Source organism: Ktedonobacter sp. SOSP1-85, assembly GCF_016587415.1.
In the GTDB taxonomy this organism is placed as follows: domain Bacteria; phylum Chloroflexota; class Ktedonobacteria; order Ktedonobacterales; family Ktedonobacteraceae; genus Ktedonobacter.
In genome coordinates this window covers 1739801-1754798 of sequence record NZ_BNJI01000002.1, presented here as the reverse complement: position 1 = coordinate 1754798, position 14998 = coordinate 1739801, and the positions used below count along the sequence as shown (strand labels likewise).

At 52.5% G+C, this 14998-nt stretch carries 12 protein-coding genes and 4 pseudogenes; 9 read left to right on the top strand and 7 right to left on the bottom strand.

Annotation, left to right across the window (positions count from 1 at the left end; all coding sequences use genetic code 11):
• Positions 1-226 precede the first annotated feature (226 nt).
• Positions 227-943, top strand: a pseudogene (locus KTE_RS35955) (IS6 family transposase).
• Positions 944-1113: 170 nt separating this feature from the next.
• Here the strand turns inward: KTE_RS35955 and KTE_RS35950 are convergent.
• Together KTE_RS35950 and KTE_RS35945 are read right to left on the bottom strand one after the other, a co-directional pair.
• Positions 1114-2343 (bottom strand): IS110 family transposase, encoded by a 1230-nt coding sequence (locus tag KTE_RS35950; protein WP_201390296.1) that lies wholly within the window; start codon positions 2341-2343, stop codon positions 1114-1116.
• 702 nt (positions 2344-3045) lie between these two features.
• Positions 3046-3705, bottom strand: coding sequence for an ankyrin repeat domain-containing protein (locus KTE_RS35945; RefSeq protein WP_201390294.1), 660 nt, complete (start codon positions 3703-3705; stop codon positions 3046-3048).
• 66 nt (positions 3706-3771) lie between these two features.
• Between KTE_RS35945 and KTE_RS35940 the strand changes: the two genes are divergently transcribed.
• The 6 genes from KTE_RS35940 (at position 3772) to KTE_RS35915 (ending at position 8759) form a co-directional block, all read left to right on the top strand.
• On the top strand, positions 3772-4233 hold the full coding sequence (locus KTE_RS35940; RefSeq protein WP_201390292.1) for a MarR family winged helix-turn-helix transcriptional regulator: 462 nt from the start codon (positions 3772-3774) through the stop codon (positions 4231-4233).
• 171 nt (positions 4234-4404) lie between these two features.
• The gene (locus KTE_RS35935; protein ID WP_201390290.1) at positions 4405-5223 is read left to right on the top strand and encodes an IS6 family transposase; all 819 of its coding nucleotides are present in this window, start codon (positions 4405-4407) and stop codon (positions 5221-5223) included.
• A gap of 485 nt (positions 5224-5708) precedes the next feature.
• On the top strand, positions 5709-7103 hold the full coding sequence (locus KTE_RS35930) for a mercuric reductase (protein WP_201390288.1): 1395 nt from the start codon (positions 5709-5711) through the stop codon (positions 7101-7103).
• A 53-nt stretch (positions 7104-7156) separates the two neighbouring features.
• Positions 7157-7768 (top strand): sulfite oxidase-like oxidoreductase, encoded by a 612-nt coding sequence (locus KTE_RS35925; protein ID WP_201390286.1) that lies wholly within the window; start codon positions 7157-7159, stop codon positions 7766-7768.
• Positions 7738-8496, top strand: coding sequence for a ferredoxin reductase (locus KTE_RS35920; protein ID WP_201390284.1), 759 nt, complete (start codon positions 7738-7740; stop codon positions 8494-8496). Before KTE_RS35925 ends, KTE_RS35920 begins: the two co-directional genes overlap by 31 nt.
• Complete coding sequence (locus KTE_RS35915; RefSeq protein ID WP_040445278.1) at positions 8493-8759, top strand: DUF6510 family protein; 267 nt, start codon at positions 8493-8495, stop codon at positions 8757-8759. The genes KTE_RS35920 and KTE_RS35915 overlap by 4 nt, the downstream gene beginning before the upstream one ends.
• A 243-nt stretch (positions 8760-9002) precedes the next feature.
• Here the strand turns inward: KTE_RS35915 and KTE_RS35910 are convergent.
• Both KTE_RS35910 and KTE_RS35905 read right to left on the bottom strand, forming a co-directional pair.
• Positions 9003-9720, bottom strand: a pseudogene (locus KTE_RS35910) (IS6 family transposase).
• Positions 9717-9935, bottom strand: coding sequence for a DUF4277 domain-containing protein (locus KTE_RS35905; RefSeq protein WP_201390282.1), 219 nt, complete (start codon positions 9933-9935; stop codon positions 9717-9719). Before KTE_RS35905 ends, KTE_RS35910 begins: the two are co-directional and overlap by 4 nt.
• A 451-nt stretch (positions 9936-10386) precedes the next feature.
• Here KTE_RS35905 and msrA point away from each other — a divergent pair, with 451 nt between their 5' ends.
• On the top strand, positions 10387-10869 hold the full coding sequence (gene msrA, locus KTE_RS35900; protein ID WP_201390280.1) for a peptide-methionine (S)-S-oxide reductase MsrA: 483 nt from the start codon (positions 10387-10389) through the stop codon (positions 10867-10869).
• Positions 10870-11161: 292 nt separating this feature from the next.
• On the opposite strand, the pseudogene KTE_RS35895 reads toward msrA, so the two are convergent.
• From KTE_RS35895 to KTE_RS35885, 3 genes and pseudogenes are all read right to left on the bottom strand, one after another.
• Positions 11162-11880, bottom strand: a pseudogene (locus KTE_RS35895) (IS6 family transposase).
• Between the two features lie 311 nt (positions 11881-12191).
• Positions 12192-12581, bottom strand: coding sequence for a methionine-R-sulfoxide reductase (locus KTE_RS35890; RefSeq protein ID WP_007913519.1), 390 nt, complete (start codon positions 12579-12581; stop codon positions 12192-12194).
• Between the two features lie 867 nt (positions 12582-13448).
• Complete coding sequence (locus tag KTE_RS35885; protein ID WP_236600838.1) at positions 13449-14189, bottom strand: 2OG-Fe(II) oxygenase; 741 nt, start codon at positions 14187-14189, stop codon at positions 13449-13451.
• A 133-nt stretch (positions 14190-14322) separates the two neighbouring features.
• On the opposite strand from KTE_RS35885, the pseudogene KTE_RS35880 reads away from it, so the two are divergent.
• Positions 14323-14707 (top strand): annotated as a pseudogene (locus tag KTE_RS35880) (transposase); the annotation flags it as partial.
• Positions 14708-14998: the final 291 nt, after the last annotated feature.

The following is a 14998-nucleotide window of genomic DNA, read 5'->3' as shown; positions in this document are numbered from 1 at the left end:
CAGATTTACCCGTTGTTCGCAGGGATCGTCGAGTGGGAACGAACGATGGAGGACGAAGCGGTATGAGCATCTGCATCCTGTGCATCCTGAGAGACAACATCAGCCTGCGGAGGTTTCCGCTCACGGTATGCTGGCTGGGCTGTGCGCTGAAATCCCCCAGTTTCCAGGACTTTGGCGGGTATTGTCAACTTGGTAGTACGGCTGAACAATATGCTAGAATAGCTTTATGAAAACAAACACCATTTCCCCTAACTATAAAGGTTTCCGCTTCCCACCTGAAATCGTGAGCCACGCTGTCTGGCTGTATTTTCGCTTTTCGCTCAGTTTTCGCGATGTGGAAGAGTTGCTGGCACAACGAGGGGTGGTCGTGAGCTACGAAACTGTGCGACAATGGTGTCTGAAGTTCGGGCAGACCTACGCCAATGAACTCCGTCGTCGTGGCCCGCGTTGTGGAGACACATGGCATATGGACGAGGTCTTCCTCACGATCCACGGTGAGAGACATTACCTATGACGATCAGTAGACTAGGACGGCAACGTCCTGGATATCCTGGTGCAGAGCCGACTCAACAAGAAAGCCGCCAAACGCTTTTTCCGCAAACTCCTCAAAGGATTACAATATGTTCCACGGGTGATCATTACTGATAAGCTGAAAAGTTATGGAGTAGCGAAACGCGAGATCCTACCCGGCGTGGAGCATCGCCAGCATAAATACCTCAATAATCGAGCGGAGAACTCGCATCAACCCACACGACTGCGTGAAAAGAATATGCGACGGTTCAAATCAGCCAAACAGGTCCAACGCTTCCTTTCTGCCTTCGGTCCCATTGCTGGGCATTTCCAGCCGAGACGCCACCGTTTGCGTGCTGGGAAATATCGTACTCTTTTACAGGGCCGCTTCCAACAATGGAATGAGGTAACCAGGGTGAAACTGGTCGCGTAATCGCAGAGGTATTCCCGCCTCTCCTCGCCTTTCAACGTCTCACTTCGTTATACCTCATCAATATACTTCATTTCTCCGAACAAGTTCTTCTGAAAACGCCGTACGAAAAGCAAAAAAATCCTCCCTCTCGAACCTCTTCAGCCTCTTCTCGTTCAGTTCGCTCGTTTCATTCAAGCGGCCGGCTGTGGTTGTACGCTGACCTCATAGCCCAGGCGTTCTAGCCGTTGGACGAGGCAGCGCTGTTGCCGTTGTTTATCTCGCTCGTGTAAGAATGTCACCCCTTTTTCCTGATAACGCTCACCCGTGAGCATCATGTGATAAAAAATGATCAGAATGCTGTGCCCGACGGCAACCGCTGCCCGCTTCTTCCCGCGCCGCTTCCCAATCTGTCGATATTGTTCTCCGAGGTACGTTTGGGTCCTACCTGCCGCATGAGCAGCTTGGATTAACGCTGCTCTCAACCACTGATTCCCTTTACGAATGCGCCCGCTGAGCCGTTTGCCAGCACTCTCATGCTGGCCAGGGCACATTCCGGCCCAGGACGCCAGGTGAGCAGCATCTGGGAAGCGGCTCATATCCGTTCCAACTTCGGCGAACAGAACATACAAGATGCGTCGGCTCACCCCGGTAATCTCTTCCAAACGGGCAAGCGTCTCCTCGCAGGGATGCAACTGCTCCTCGAGTTGGTGCTCCACATGAGCAATCGAGTGATCAAGGGCTTCAATCAAGCTGAGCAGCTCCCGGAGGACGAATTGAACGTGTTCCCCACCTTCACTCTCCAAGGCCTGGACCAACTGGTCGTGTTTTGGCTGCAGGCTGGGATGAGCCAGGTTTGCTAACCGTTGAGGGTCGGTTTCTCCTGCCGCCAGCGCCGATAAGATGGCTTTGCCCGAGACGCCAAGAATGTCACTGAGAACCGCGCCCAATTTGATGTTGGCTTCTCCTAACGCTTTGTGCAACCGGTTGACCAGTCGGGCTCGTTCCTGTACCAGGGTCACACGCATTCGCGTCAGATCGCGCAACGCTTGCTGTGCGGAAGGTGGCACAAAGCTGCCTTTGAGAAGGCCATGTTGCAAGAGGTCCGCGATCCATTCAGCATCTTGAACATCGGTTTTGCGGCCAGGCACGGCCTTCATATGCTGAGCATTGGTCACAATCAGTTCAAAGAAGCCAGAGAGGTGATCATAAACCGGACGCCAATAAATTCCCGTACTTTCCATTGCCACGTGAGTACAACCCGCCTCCAGGAGCCATTTGCGTAACCGCAGAAGATCTCCAGTCATCGTCGCGAAGCGCCGCAGTTCTTTGGTCCGTCGCCCTTGTTCCACCTGGCTGAGGCAAACGACCACAAAGCGTTCGTGGACATCAATGCCGCTACAGCGCGTATAGAGCACTTCCATTCACTTCCCCCTTCCTTTTTCTCACCACACTTGGTTCGCGAAGATCCCCAGCGAGGTGCCATTATTTCTCATTTCTTCTTCGTGCTTCCCGAGGGAGCGACAAGGGGTGGTTCACCCAGGCACCAGGGGACATCTTGACAATGAAACAAGCTCGATGGCCTTAAACTTGTTCTCGTCCTCTCGCTGGAAGCTCTTCTCGGGGTTCATTGTAGCCCGTTTTCATAGAGGGTGGTGTGCCTTCGGCACATGATATCTTGACAATATCAGATCGGACCCTCTGCGGGCAATTCGGCCAGCACCCTGCGCACACACAGAGCTTGCAGTTGATCAACCTTGATCTTCCCATCGGCCAGTGCGGCATAGATGCTGGGCCACTTCCGGCCCAAAAAGGGCGAATGAGAGAGTTCGGGGGAACGTTCGCGCTTGTGGGCTGCTCAACAAACCGTCACACAAACTAAACAAGGCATCGGCTCGCTGTTCCAGGCAGTGGTACACTTGCTGACGAAACGTCTTCAATGTGTTAAGTTTCATCTGGAGACCGCTCCTGTTGGAGGGTGTTTCCTCATTCAGAAAAGCTCCTACACACGAGTTTTCTGAATGAGAAAACGCGATGTCTGTACCAGACAGAAATGCGACTGAAAATACCCCCAACCGAGTAGTTGCTCGTAGGGTTCTTTTCAAGTGAAACACTCGCGAGAGATATTACACCATCTTACGACGCAGAGTTGCAGCGAGATCAGCATGCCCAGCCTTTGCCGCGAAATCAGCCGCGATCTGTCCATTGTCCATAGTCAGCATGGGATCAGCTCCGCGTGCGAGCAGATCATCCACCAGAGCCACGTCGCCATTTTGGGCGGCCTCCATGAGCGGAGTCTCGCCACCCTGCTGACGAGCATTGACGTTAGCTCCATGAGCCAGGAGTAATTGAAAGATGGCATGGTGGCGATGTGCGGCAGCACTGTGCAGTGGTGTGACCTGCTGAGCATTGCGCGCAACAGCATCAACCTCCGCCCCTGCCTCAAGCAAAGAGGATGCCAGGTCGGTACTGCCATTAAAAAAAGCGACGTAGTGCAATGGCGTAAAACCATCACTTGAATACGCCTGAGCCAGTGAAGGATCACCAGCGAGAAGGGCGCGCAGCCGATACAGATCACCCAGAGCTGCCGCATCATGAATATCAAGCTGAGGATGAGCGGCTAAGAGCAGTGGAAGCAAGCCGGTCTGGCCTGTATAATGTGCCCAGAGGACAGCGGAGATACCTTGAGGTGACCGAGCATGGACCAGCGTGGGCTGTTCCGCAAGCAATGTGGTGAGATGCGCGCTATCGCCTGTTCTGATAGCGGTAAAAAAATCTTGAGACATGAGGCAAATAATCCTTTCCGGGGTATACTTAGCATTGCTAACTAATTTCTAGGAGTAGAATAGCATATGATGAGTCACACGTCAAATCACCCTGAAAACCATGCGGTTGACATCGCCAACCGCCTCCATTCTGTGGCGATCCACCTGCTCAGGCGCGTGCGTCAGCAAGATCCGCTGACAGGGTTAAGTCCCGCACGCCTCTCGGCCCTTTCAGTGATCGGTTTTGGTGGCCCTCGTACCATCAGCGAGCTAGCCGAGGCGGAACAGGTGGCACTGCCAACGATCAGCCGGATCGTTGCAGCCCTGGTCACGGAGGGATTGGTAGAACGCCAGGCAGACGCGCGTGATCGGCGCACGATTCATTTGATAGTCACATCCAGGGGTATGGAGGTCTTGCATGAGGGCCAGCGTCGACGAACTGAGCAACTGGGAAATCTGCTCGCGCAACTGACGCCCGCCGAACAAGAAACACTTGAGCGGGCCATCGCCTCAATGGAACGCATGTTACGCGGGACAAGCGAGGAATAGGTATTGTCAACTTAATGGAAATTGTAGAGCTTATATAAGAGAAACAGACCTCAAAGTGGGGATTGCGCCCTTTTTCTGGATGCGTCAGAACTAAGAACAGAACTCTAAGCGAAGTTCCGCTAGCGTGTGATAGACTGATCAGCACAGAAACATTTTGGGGAGGCGTGCCCGATGAACTGCCCGTACTGCCTGGCTGTAACGACAAGAGAACAAAACAGGAAAACCACACTTGGCTACCGGATATTCCGCTGCCGAAGGTGCCACCATATCTTCAATGAGCGCACCAACACGCCTTTTAACTTTCTGGAATATCCAACCGATCTCGTTCTGCTTGTTGTTCTCTGGCGGCTGCGCTATACACTGAGTCTGCGGGATCGCGCTGAGATGTTTCTCGAGCGCGGTTGGGTCTTCACTCATGAGGCGATCCGAGACTGGGAAGCTCGTTTTGCTCCCTTGCTTGCAGAACACTTGCGTACCAGGCGGCGGGGACAAACAGGGACATCATGGTACGTGGATGAAACGTACATCAACGTGCGAGGAACGTGGTGGTATCTCTATCGCGCTCTCGATCGTGATGGAAATCTGGTCGATTCACGCCTGAGTGAGAAACGCGATATGGAGGCAGCAAAGCAGTTTTTCCGCCAAGCTATTGCAACGGTTGGTCACGCCCCGGAGCGGGTAACGACCGATGGACATGACTCCTCTCCACGTGCGATTCGTGAGATTCTCGGCAGCGAGGTCATGCATCGCCGGAATGCCTATCTGAATAACCACTTGGAGCAAGATCATCGTGGGATCAAACAGCGCTATTATCCGATGCGTGGTTTTGGGAACTTCACATCGGCCTCTCGCTTCTGCAGGGCATTTGACGAGGTACGCCAGTTCTTTCGGTTTCGGACCACGAGAAAGCAATATGTTTCCCTCGCTGACCAACGTCATCTCTTCTGCCAACGATTGGATGCCTTGAAAACCATGTTGCTGGTCGCCTAAACAGATTCAGGTTGAAGATGAGGCACGCCTTGTGATCTTCTGTGTTCTCAGTTCTGACACATCCCGCAGAACTGCTGGCCTGAGCAGCAAAGGATGTCTCTGGCGTGGGAAAAGCATTCTCCAACAGCCATGATGCTCAAGCCCTACTTCCATGATCGGGAAGATCGGCGCGCATAGGGACAGACCAGCATGGATGCCTGGCTGCCCCGCAGCGATTTCAAGAGAGCAAGGGAAAGCCTTCTGTTGCAAATATCGGTTGACGGAACATGACAAGGCCGTTCTCATTTTGGGAACTTAGCTGGAAAAACATGCACGTACCATGAAATGACATCCCTGTAATCTTTTGCATAAAGAGATGGAGATATGCTTGTCATTCTCTTGTACTCAACATATATCTTGAAGATGGAACACCATTATTGAGGTAGGTAGGTTGCTCGTGGGAAGCACCTATTCCGTCTACGGAGAAGCAGAAGGAGAACAGTGAGATGCCCCAAGCCACCACCTATGACGCGATTGTGATCGGGACCAGCCGGGGTGGCAGACTCCTCCCCATCACCCTGGCGAAGGCAGGCCGAAAAGTGGCGCTGATTGAGCGAGACCATATCGGCGGGGTCTGTGTCAACGTGGGCTGTACCCCCACCAAAACGATGGTTGCTAGCGCACGCGTTGCGTATCTGGCACGGCGTGGCTCTGAGTACGGCGTCCACACGGGCCCCATCTCGGTCGATCTGCAGGATGTCCTCCAACGCAAACAAGGGATCGTTGAGGGTGCGCGCAAGGGCCACCAGAACCTTCTGACTGCGGCACAAGGGCTGGATCTGCTCAGGGGCGAGGCTCACTTTACCGCCCCAAAAACGCTTGAGGTCTCTCTCCAGGACGGCGAGACGCGAGAAATCACCGCGCCCCTGATTGTGATCGATACGGGCGACCGACCAGCGCCACCCACGATCGAAGGCGTCGAGAGTATCCCCGTGCTCAATTCAACCACGCTTATGGAGCTGGATACACTTCCCGAACATCTGCTCATTCTCGGTGGCGGCTACATCGGGCTGGAGTTCGGACAGATGTTTCGCCGCTTTGGCAGCCAGGTCACGATTATTCAGCGCCGTCCACGCTTGCTGATGAGTGAGGATGAGGACGTGTCCGATGAGATCACGAAGATGTTTCGCGAGGAGGGGATCACGGTCCTGGCCGGCACCACACCGCAACAGGTGGAGCCGCTCAGTGATGGGCGTCTCCAGTTGACCGTGCGTACGCCTCAAGGCGAACAGCAGCTGACCGGCTCGCATCTGCTAGCAGCCGCCGGTCGCATTCCCAATACCGAAGCGCTCACCCCCGAAGCGGCGGGCATCCACCTGAACCAGGAGGGCTACATTCAGGTCAATGAGCGACTGGAAACGAACGTTCCTGGCGTCTATGCCATGGGGGATGTAAGAGGGGGGCCAGCGTTCACCCACGCCTCGTACGATGACTTCCGCATTTTACGCACCAATCTGCTGGAGCATGGCAGTGCCAGCACGCGGGATCGCCTTGTCCCCTATACCATCTTCATCGACCCCCAGCTTGGACGGGTTGGCATGACTGAAAACGAGGCCAGGAAACAGGGGCGCAATATCCGTGTGGCGAAATTGCCCATGACTGCTGTGCCCCGTGCCCTGGAAACGGGCGAGACGCGTGGGTTTATGAAGGTTATCGTCGATGCCGAGACCCAGCACATCCTGGGCTGCGCCATCCTGAGCATCGAAGGGGGCGAGATCATGACCATCATCCAGGTGGCGATGATGGGGAAGCTGCCCTACACTGCTTTAAAGGAAGGCATCTTCACCCATCCACTCCTGGCGGAAGGGCTCAATCTGCTGTTTATGACACTCGATTCGTAGGACAAGTTGTCGTTCATCAAAAATACCATGAGAAAGAGATCAGGAGTGAAGAAATGAGCGAAGGTTTCGTCTCGCGGGGATTCCGAGGTCGCCGAAAACCTGGCGACGAGCGTGGGCGAATCCCGCCAGGACAATATCTGGAGCGTGGCTTCCCTGTCCTTTCGGCAGGGCCAACGCCACACACGCCCCTCGCAACCTGGGATTTCTCCCTGCTTGGGGAGGTCGATCAACCAAAACGGTGGACCTGGGATGCCTTTCGCGCACTGCCACATGAGATGGTGACCAAAGACATCCACTGCGTAACCAAGTGGTCGAAACTGGATACACACTGGGAAGGTGTCTCTGTCGAGACGCTGCTCGAGCAGGTTGCGTACGATGCCAAGTACGTGATCGCCTTTAGCGATGGCGGCTATACCACCAACCTTCCGCTGGAAGACGTGTTGGGTGGGAAGGCATGGGTGGTGGATGCGTATGAGGGGCAGCCGCTCCCCCCTGAACATGGTGGACCGGCCCGCCTGCTGGTTCCCCATCTCTACTTCTGGAAGAGCGCCAAGTGGGTCCGAGGGCTGCGATTGGTCGATCGGGATGAACCGGGCTTCTGGGAATCGCTTGGCTACCATAATCACGGTGATCCATGGAAAGAAGAACGATACCGGGGCGACTAAGCTGGCAGCTTGGCGAGGTGGTTGCGACGCAGGAAGAAACAGCGCGGGCGAAGAGTATTACGCTCGCCGTTCCGCACTGGAACGGGCATCGACCAGGACAGCATGTGGATGTGCGCCTCACGGCTGAAGACGGCTACCAGGCAGAACGTAGCTATTCGATCGCGTCTGCTCCCCAGCAGGAACCACGTGTGACGCTTACCGTCGAACGGCTCGATGAGGGGGAAGTATCGCCCTACCTCACGGGTGAACTCCGTGTCGGTGACCAGCTGGAACTGCGCGGTCCAATCGGGGGATACTTCGTCTGGGAGGAGCAGATGGGTGGCCCTCTCTTGCTGGTAGCCGGGGGATCGGGGATCGTGCCGTTGATGGCGATGATCCGCTATTGGGCTGCTCTCGGGAGCACGATTCCGATCCGTTTGCTGTATTCGTCGCGATCATACACAGAGGTCATCTACCGTGAAGAACTCGCTCGCCTGGTCAAGGGCAACACGAAGCTTGAGGTGGTGCATACGCTAACCCGGGAGCAACCGCCTGGGTGGACAGAGTATCACCGCCGGATCGATACCGAGATGCTGCGTGAGGTGGCATGGCCAGTTGATCAACGCCCGTTGCTGTTCATCTGTGGCCCAACCCCATTCGTCGAAACAACCGCCACGAGTCTCGTCACCCTGGGATATGAGCCAGGGCGCATCAAAACCGAACGCTTCGGACCGACAGGAGAAACATGATGGAGAACAAGCTTGATGGCAACGCTGCCGGGGGCATCCTGCAAGAGATCTTCCCCTTTGAAATGACGCAGGTCCAGGCAACCTGCACCGGCTGCGGCGCAACCGCTGCCATCGGTGCTTTGGCTGTCTACATGCATGGGATGGGGACGGTCATTCGCTGCCCCTCCTGCGATACCGTGCTCATTCGCGTGGCGCAAGGAAGGGGGCGCTACTGGCTGGATATGCGGGGAGTGCGCGTTCTTCAGATCAACACAGAGATCTAGTACTGGAAAGCAACAGTATTGCAGCGGAAAAGGAGAAAGCCAGTATACAGGCGAAGAGGCTTGCGTATGCGGAAAGGTGAACAATGCAGCAGCCACAGGCAATCATCTTTGATCTGGACGGGGTTGTAACCGATACCTCGGAATATCAGGTATTGTCAACTTATTTGTTAGGAATGCCGATTATTGTTGAGTTATAAAGAAGAGAGAGACTGAAGACAGTGAAATGCGAGGGAGGGTTAACTATTATGCGATGCGTTTTCCTACGGTGATCTCGTTCCACACCAGAAAGCGAGCCTGTAAAATAGCACGGTATTCCTCGGCCCTCAAACGGTGACGACGGGGTTGGAAATGCCCTGAAATGGGGCCAAAAGCAGAGAGAAAATGTTGGGCATGTTTTGGCAGACTTGAATCGCCGCATCTTCTTTTCACGCAGTCGCGTAGGTTGGTGCGAATTTTCAGCACGATTGTTCAACCCTTTGTGCTGACGATGCTCCACGCCAGGCAAGGTTTCGCGTTTCGCCGCCCCATAACTCTTCAGCTTATCGGTAATGATCACGCGTGGAACGTATTGTAACCCTTTGAGAAGCTTGCGGAAAAATCGTTTCGCGGCCTTCTTGCTGCGTCGGCTTTGCACAAGGATGTCGAGCACGTTGCCATCCTGATCTACAGCCCTCCAGAGATAGTGCGTTTTCCCGTTAATCTTCAGATAGACTTCATCCAGGTGCCATGTGTCGCTACAACGAGGGCGGCGACGACGTAACTCATTGGCAGAGGTCTGCCCAAACTTCAAGCACCACTGCCGCACGGTTTCATAGGTCACGACGATCCCTCGCTGTGCCAGCAGTTCTTCGACATCACGAAAACTGAGCGAAAAGCGAAAATACAGCCAGATGGCGTGGCTAATGATTTCCGGAGGGTAACGAAAGCCTTTATATGTGGGGGCAACGATGTTTGTTTTCATGAGGTTATTTTAGCACCATGTTTCGCCACACCGTCAAGTTGACAATACCTTCCGTTCTTGCAACACAGCCCAGTGGAGGTCCCGTAACTGACCACGCGCTGTTGGTTGGGTTCCAAGGCATCCAACCACTGCGCCAGGCCCAATTCCTGGCACACGCCTGCCACAATGCCCAAATGGTCCAAACGTTCGTTCTGGTAATCCTCAGCTCGTTGCATGCTTTTTCTGCTCCTTTTCGTTCTGAGATTACCTTATCCAATTTCAGTTTTTCTGTCAATTACCCTGCGGAATGTGGGATATAATAGTGGTAGACCAGTGTTCATTGGAAAAAGAGATCCCTATAAATTATACACGAAAAATCTCTTTTTGTCTGTGAAATAGCCAACATTGCTTGCAAATACAAGCTGCGTGCAACGTGTTCTTATAAGAGACCACTCGCCACTACGTGGCTCGCCGGATTTATAGTGTGTGATGGCGGGCTGGCTGCGCCAGCCCGCCATCACACACTATAAATCCACACGAAGCACCGCAGGTATATAAGAAGCATGAACAAGAATATTGCATATACAGCCCCTGCTGGGAACTAAAGGCCATGGGGGATTGTTCTAAAAGGTAGAAGTTTATTAGCATATAGCATTTTCAGTTTTCTCTGAAAGGAGCACATACAATATGACACAATTAGAGAAAGCCACCTTTGGCGCGGGCTGTTTCTGGGGAGTTGAAGAGACCTTCCGTGCTACTAAGGGTGTGACCAATACCGCCGTTGGCTATGAGGGAGGCACCTACGCGAATCCAACCTATCGCGATGTCTGTACAGACCAGACGGGGCACGCTGAGGTTGTAGAGGTAGAGTACGATCCAGCACAGGTCTCCTACGATCAGCTCTTGCAGGTCTTCTGGGAGAACCATAATCCGACCACACTCAACCGCCAGGGTCCCGATGTCGGCACTCAGTATCGCTCGGCCATCTTCTATCACACTCCCGAGCAACAGAAGGAGGCAGAGGCATCTAAGGAGCATATGCAAGCCTCCGGCCGCTATAAGCGCCCTATTGTGACCCAGGTCGTTCCCGCCACCACCTTCTACCGGGCGGAGGAGTATCACCAGCGCTACCTGGCGAAGAGCGGTCTCTCACACTGCCACATTGAATAAAACAGGCAAAAAATGAGGTGGCGCGCAAAAATGCGCGCCACCTCATTTTTTGCCTGTTATTTAAGCTCGTCCGACACTTAATGTTCATGCGTATGCGTGTGTCCCACATTCCGCAGGATAATTGACAGAAAAACTGAAATTGGATAAGGTAATCTCAGAACGAAAAGGAGCAGAAAAAGCATGCAACGAGCTGAGGAGGTATTGTCAACTTATTGAAAGAATGGAAGAGCTTGTAAAAAAGAAGGATGAGGGAAAGAAAAGAGGGAGAAGAAGAGGAGTGGACGATGCAGTGTTATGCCGTAGTTTTTGTTTCGGTTACCTCATTCCAGATCTGGAATCGGGTCTGTAAAATGGCACGGTATTCCTCAGCACTCGAGATCCGTGCCTTCGTGGTTGGAAATGGCCAGCGATGAGGCCGAAAGCCGAGAGAAAGCGTTGTGCGTGTTTGGCTGATTTGAAGCGCCGCATCTTCTTTTCACGGAGCCGTGTGGGCTGATGCGAATTTTCCGCTCGATTGTTCAATCCTTTGTGTTGCCGATGCTCCACGCCAGGCAGGATCTCACGTTTCGCTCCTCCATAACTCTTCAGTTTATCGGTGATGATCACGCGTGGCACGTAGTGCAGCCTTTTGAGGAGCTTGCGGAAGAACTTTTTGGCCGCATGCTTGTTGCGTCGGCTCTGATCAAGGATATCCAGCACGTTGCCGTCCTGATCAACAGCTCTCCACAAATAATGGGTTTTGCCATTGATTTTCAGATATACCTCGTCCAGATGCCGTGTGTCTCCCGTCTTCGGGCGAAGACGACGCAGTTCATTGGCATACGTGTGTCCAAATCGATGGCACCACTGACGCACGGTTTCATACGTCACCACGATTCCACGCTGCGCCAGAAGCTCTTCGACATCGCGAAAGCTGAGCGAGAAGCGGAAATAGAGCCACACTGCGTGGCTGATAATTTCAGGTGGGAATCGAAAGCCTTTATAGCTTAGAACAGTGGGGGTTGTTTTCATAAAGCTATTCTAACACATTGTTCAGCTACTTTCCCAAGTTGACAATACCATCCAAATTGTTCCTTCGCCTCTCGCCACTTGCTTGTGGGCAAGTGGCCTGTGGTCGGCTCCGACAGGAACGGTCTATCATCAGGTGGCACGAGCGTCAAGGCTGAGAGCAACAACTCAATGTGCTCTTTCTAGAAGGAGAATAATAAACATGAGAACCGTTCTTTTTCCGGGTGAATGTCCCTGTTTTTTTGAGGGAGCAAGCACTGAATAACAGGCTCACTTTCCTTTTCGTGAGCCTGTTATTCGCCGGTAAAATGCTCCTATTTCTCTTTCGAGAGCATTGCAGGCAACGCATGATCTTTTGAAAAGAAACGGATAGAGAGAGAATTGACACAATGGCGCGTATTCTTTGAGGTTAACTGCTCTCCCACAAAGACATGTCCCAGGTGAGCACCGCAGTTGGCGCATTCGATTTCCGTTCTTCTCCCATCGGGATCGGGAACCCGTTTGACCGTGTGGGGGTAATCCTCATCGAAGCTCGGCCATCCACAGCCTGCATCAAATTTGCTTTTCGAGGAGAAAAGCGGCGCGTTGCATTGGCGACACACAAAGGTTCCTTCTTCGTAAAAATGATCATACTCCCCGCTAAAGGGAGGTTCTGTCCCTTTGCCAAGAATCACGCGTTGCTCTTCAGGCGTTAATGGATTCATATTTCATTCCTCTCATTGATGTGTCGAACTGAACAGCGTGGTGTCAGCACTCAAGACCAGCGCATACCACAGATGCAGACCACACCACTCTTTTTGTGAATGCGGTTCTAGCGAACGCGCCCTCCCAACCACCCTCTGGTTCCGCCACGAATCATCATACTCCATCTGGGAACATATGCCAATGCTTCTGAGCATCCCATCAGAAGGAAGGGGGTTGGAGCCTTGTCTCAGCTTGTCTTCATGCAGGCCAAGAAAGAGTCAAAATCATACTCGCGGGTGTGATTATTCGTGGCGGAATGCGGCTGAACGTGTCAGGGTGATTATTGGGAGTCAGGCGAAAGGGGCAGAATAATTATCGATGCCATATGGCCGGGGTGTCCATTCCAGGATGGCTTCTGTAAGTTTTGATAGACACCTTGAGTCAGACCCAACCACTACCCATATATGGCTTGCCCCACGTTAATAAAGAATTTAATTATTGTTTGCTTATACACTGGTTGAGTATGGAGACAGAACCAAAGATGGTATTGATTGTCATACCCCAGATGTTGGTGGTAGTGGTGGAGAGCGTGTCGCACTGTTTTCAAGAGGGATGGCCGTGAGTGTTCTCTGCTGGCAAGGAGAGGCCGCGTGTCGTGTTGGTTGGAGGGTGAGAATAAAACATCGGTCCAGCGGTCCTGTCGCGGCCAGATCGAAGCGTCTGCTACCGCTAGCGAATCAAGGAGGAGGAGCAGCCGCAGCCGCAGTTCTCCCCAGACGGCTGGCCGTCTGAACGGATGACTCATAGGCATATGTGTCATCATTTTAAGATACTGTAGAGCGCCGAAGAAAAAGCCCTCGCATTGATTAACTGACAATTACTACAAGCTAGGATGTGTAGTTCGGGTCTGATGAGACAGGCTTTTGCGAGTATAGATACTGATCTAGCCCTTGCTTTGATAGATTCTGATCTTTATAATTGTCAAAAGCCATAACGATATTGACACGCTCCTGTTCGCCCTGCACTGGTCGCACACTATGCAGGCAACGATTGCCGCGAAGCGCCACCATGCGCCCCTGAGCGGGTTTCACAACGATCTTCTTGCCAAAAAGCTGGCGTACCACATTCAATTGCACGAACCAGTCCAGCCAGCGTTGCAAAAAGGCCGGGCCTCTTCCTTTCAGATAGATCCTGAATAATGGATAGACCTCGATCTCGCCCCCACTTACCTCATTGAGGTAGACCAGCACCGTTACGGCATTGCGATCATAATGCCAGCGGTAGGTGCCACCAGCGGGAGTGACGTTGATGTTGACGCCCACCAGCTTATCTTTCAATGGTGTCATGTCGTCGCTACTGATTCTGCGCACGAAGTCAGTCAGTTGCCGGTAAAACTGGTCAATCTCAGGGATACCGCTTTCAATCTGTTGTCCATTGATTACTTTATAATGCAGTGGATGACCACGCACGGCACGGTGAATGAGCTCCAGATCCTGGTTTTGCTGAAGCTGGGCGACAAGATCAAGAAAATGAGTGCATTGTTCAGGAGAAACAAAATTTTCTTGAATCAGGTATCCCTGTTTGAGAAAATTTGTATGCAATTTAGGCTTCTCTGCAACTATAGACATCTACCCTCCTAATAAAAATATGCTTACGACGAAATAAGATTTCTTACGAACCAGTATACTGGTACCAGAAAACTGGACAGGGAGATAAGATAAAATAGCTGTATCGAGGAAGTGCGATTCAGGAGGAAATAAGATGACTGGACAACGCAAACGATACAGCGCCGATTTCAAAGCGAAAGTGGCATTGGAAGCTATTCGAGGTCAGAAAACCACCAATGAGATTGCTTCAGAATATCGAGTGCATCCGACACAAATTACCCAGTGGAAGAAGCAAGTGCTCGATGACCTCCCCTCCCTGTTCGCACAGCCACCTTCTGGGCAAGAGAAGAAGGATAAAGTACTCATCGCCAACCTCTATCAGCAAATCGGTCAGCTTAAAGTAGAGGTTGACTTTCTCAAAAAAAAATCAGGCCAGCTCCGTTGAGCAGAAGCGTCAACTGATCGAACCAGATCATCCGACACTCAGCATTGTGCGTCAGTGTGAATTCTTGAATCTGGCTCGTTCGAGCTACTATTACGGGTATTGTCAACTTAAAAAATTTCGTTGATGAGCTTTCACCACTTCGATGCCACATCAACCAGAATTCTCGAGCAACCAAGGCAAGAAAAAGGGCGCAATCCCCACTTTGAGGCCTGTTTCTCTTCTATAAGCTCTACAATTTCAATGAAGTTGACAATACCCTTCAGTGTGCGCAGGCTTATTGGCAACACTTGGCAGGAACAGACACGTACAGCCTCCTGGGAGAAAGCAAAAGAGGCAATGGAGATGCTTGCTCAACTTCATTATGACCCTCATGGCTACTGTTGGG

Excerpts from the sequence above, each read along its gene's own strand:
- KTE_RS35890 (WP_007913519.1), bottom strand. The coding sequence starts at position 12,581 with ATGAATCCATTAACGCCTGAAGAGCAACGCGTGATTCTTGGCAAAGGG.
- KTE_RS35905 (WP_201390282.1), bottom strand. The coding sequence starts at position 9,935 with ATGCAACGAGCTGAGGATTACCAGAACGAACGTTTGGACCATTTGGGC.
- KTE_RS35950 (WP_201390296.1), bottom strand. The coding sequence starts at position 2,343 with ATGGAAGTGCTCTATACGCGCTGTAGCGGCATTGATGTCCACGAACGC.
- msrA (WP_201390280.1), top strand. The coding sequence starts at position 10,387 with ATGACACAATTAGAGAAAGCCACCTTTGGCGCGGGCTGTTTCTGGGGA.
- KTE_RS35945 (WP_201390294.1), bottom strand. The coding sequence starts at position 3,705 with ATGTCTCAAGATTTTTTTACCGCTATCAGAACAGGCGATAGCGCGCAT.
- KTE_RS35920 (WP_201390284.1), top strand. The coding sequence starts at position 7,738 with ATGGAAAGAAGAACGATACCGGGGCGACTAAGCTGGCAGCTTGGCGAG.
- KTE_RS35915 (WP_040445278.1), top strand. The coding sequence starts at position 8,493 with ATGATGGAGAACAAGCTTGATGGCAACGCTGCCGGGGGCATCCTGCAA.
- KTE_RS35930 (WP_201390288.1), top strand. The coding sequence starts at position 5,709 with ATGCCCCAAGCCACCACCTATGACGCGATTGTGATCGGGACCAGCCGG.
- KTE_RS35940 (WP_201390292.1), top strand. The coding sequence starts at position 3,772 with ATGATGAGTCACACGTCAAATCACCCTGAAAACCATGCGGTTGACATC.
- KTE_RS35935 (WP_201390290.1), top strand. The coding sequence starts at position 4,405 with ATGAACTGCCCGTACTGCCTGGCTGTAACGACAAGAGAACAAAACAGG.
- KTE_RS35885 (WP_236600838.1), bottom strand. The coding sequence starts at position 14,189 with ATGTCTATAGTTGCAGAGAAGCCTAAATTGCATACAAATTTTCTCAAA.
- KTE_RS35925 (WP_201390286.1), top strand. The coding sequence starts at position 7,157 with ATGAGCGAAGGTTTCGTCTCGCGGGGATTCCGAGGTCGCCGAAAACCT.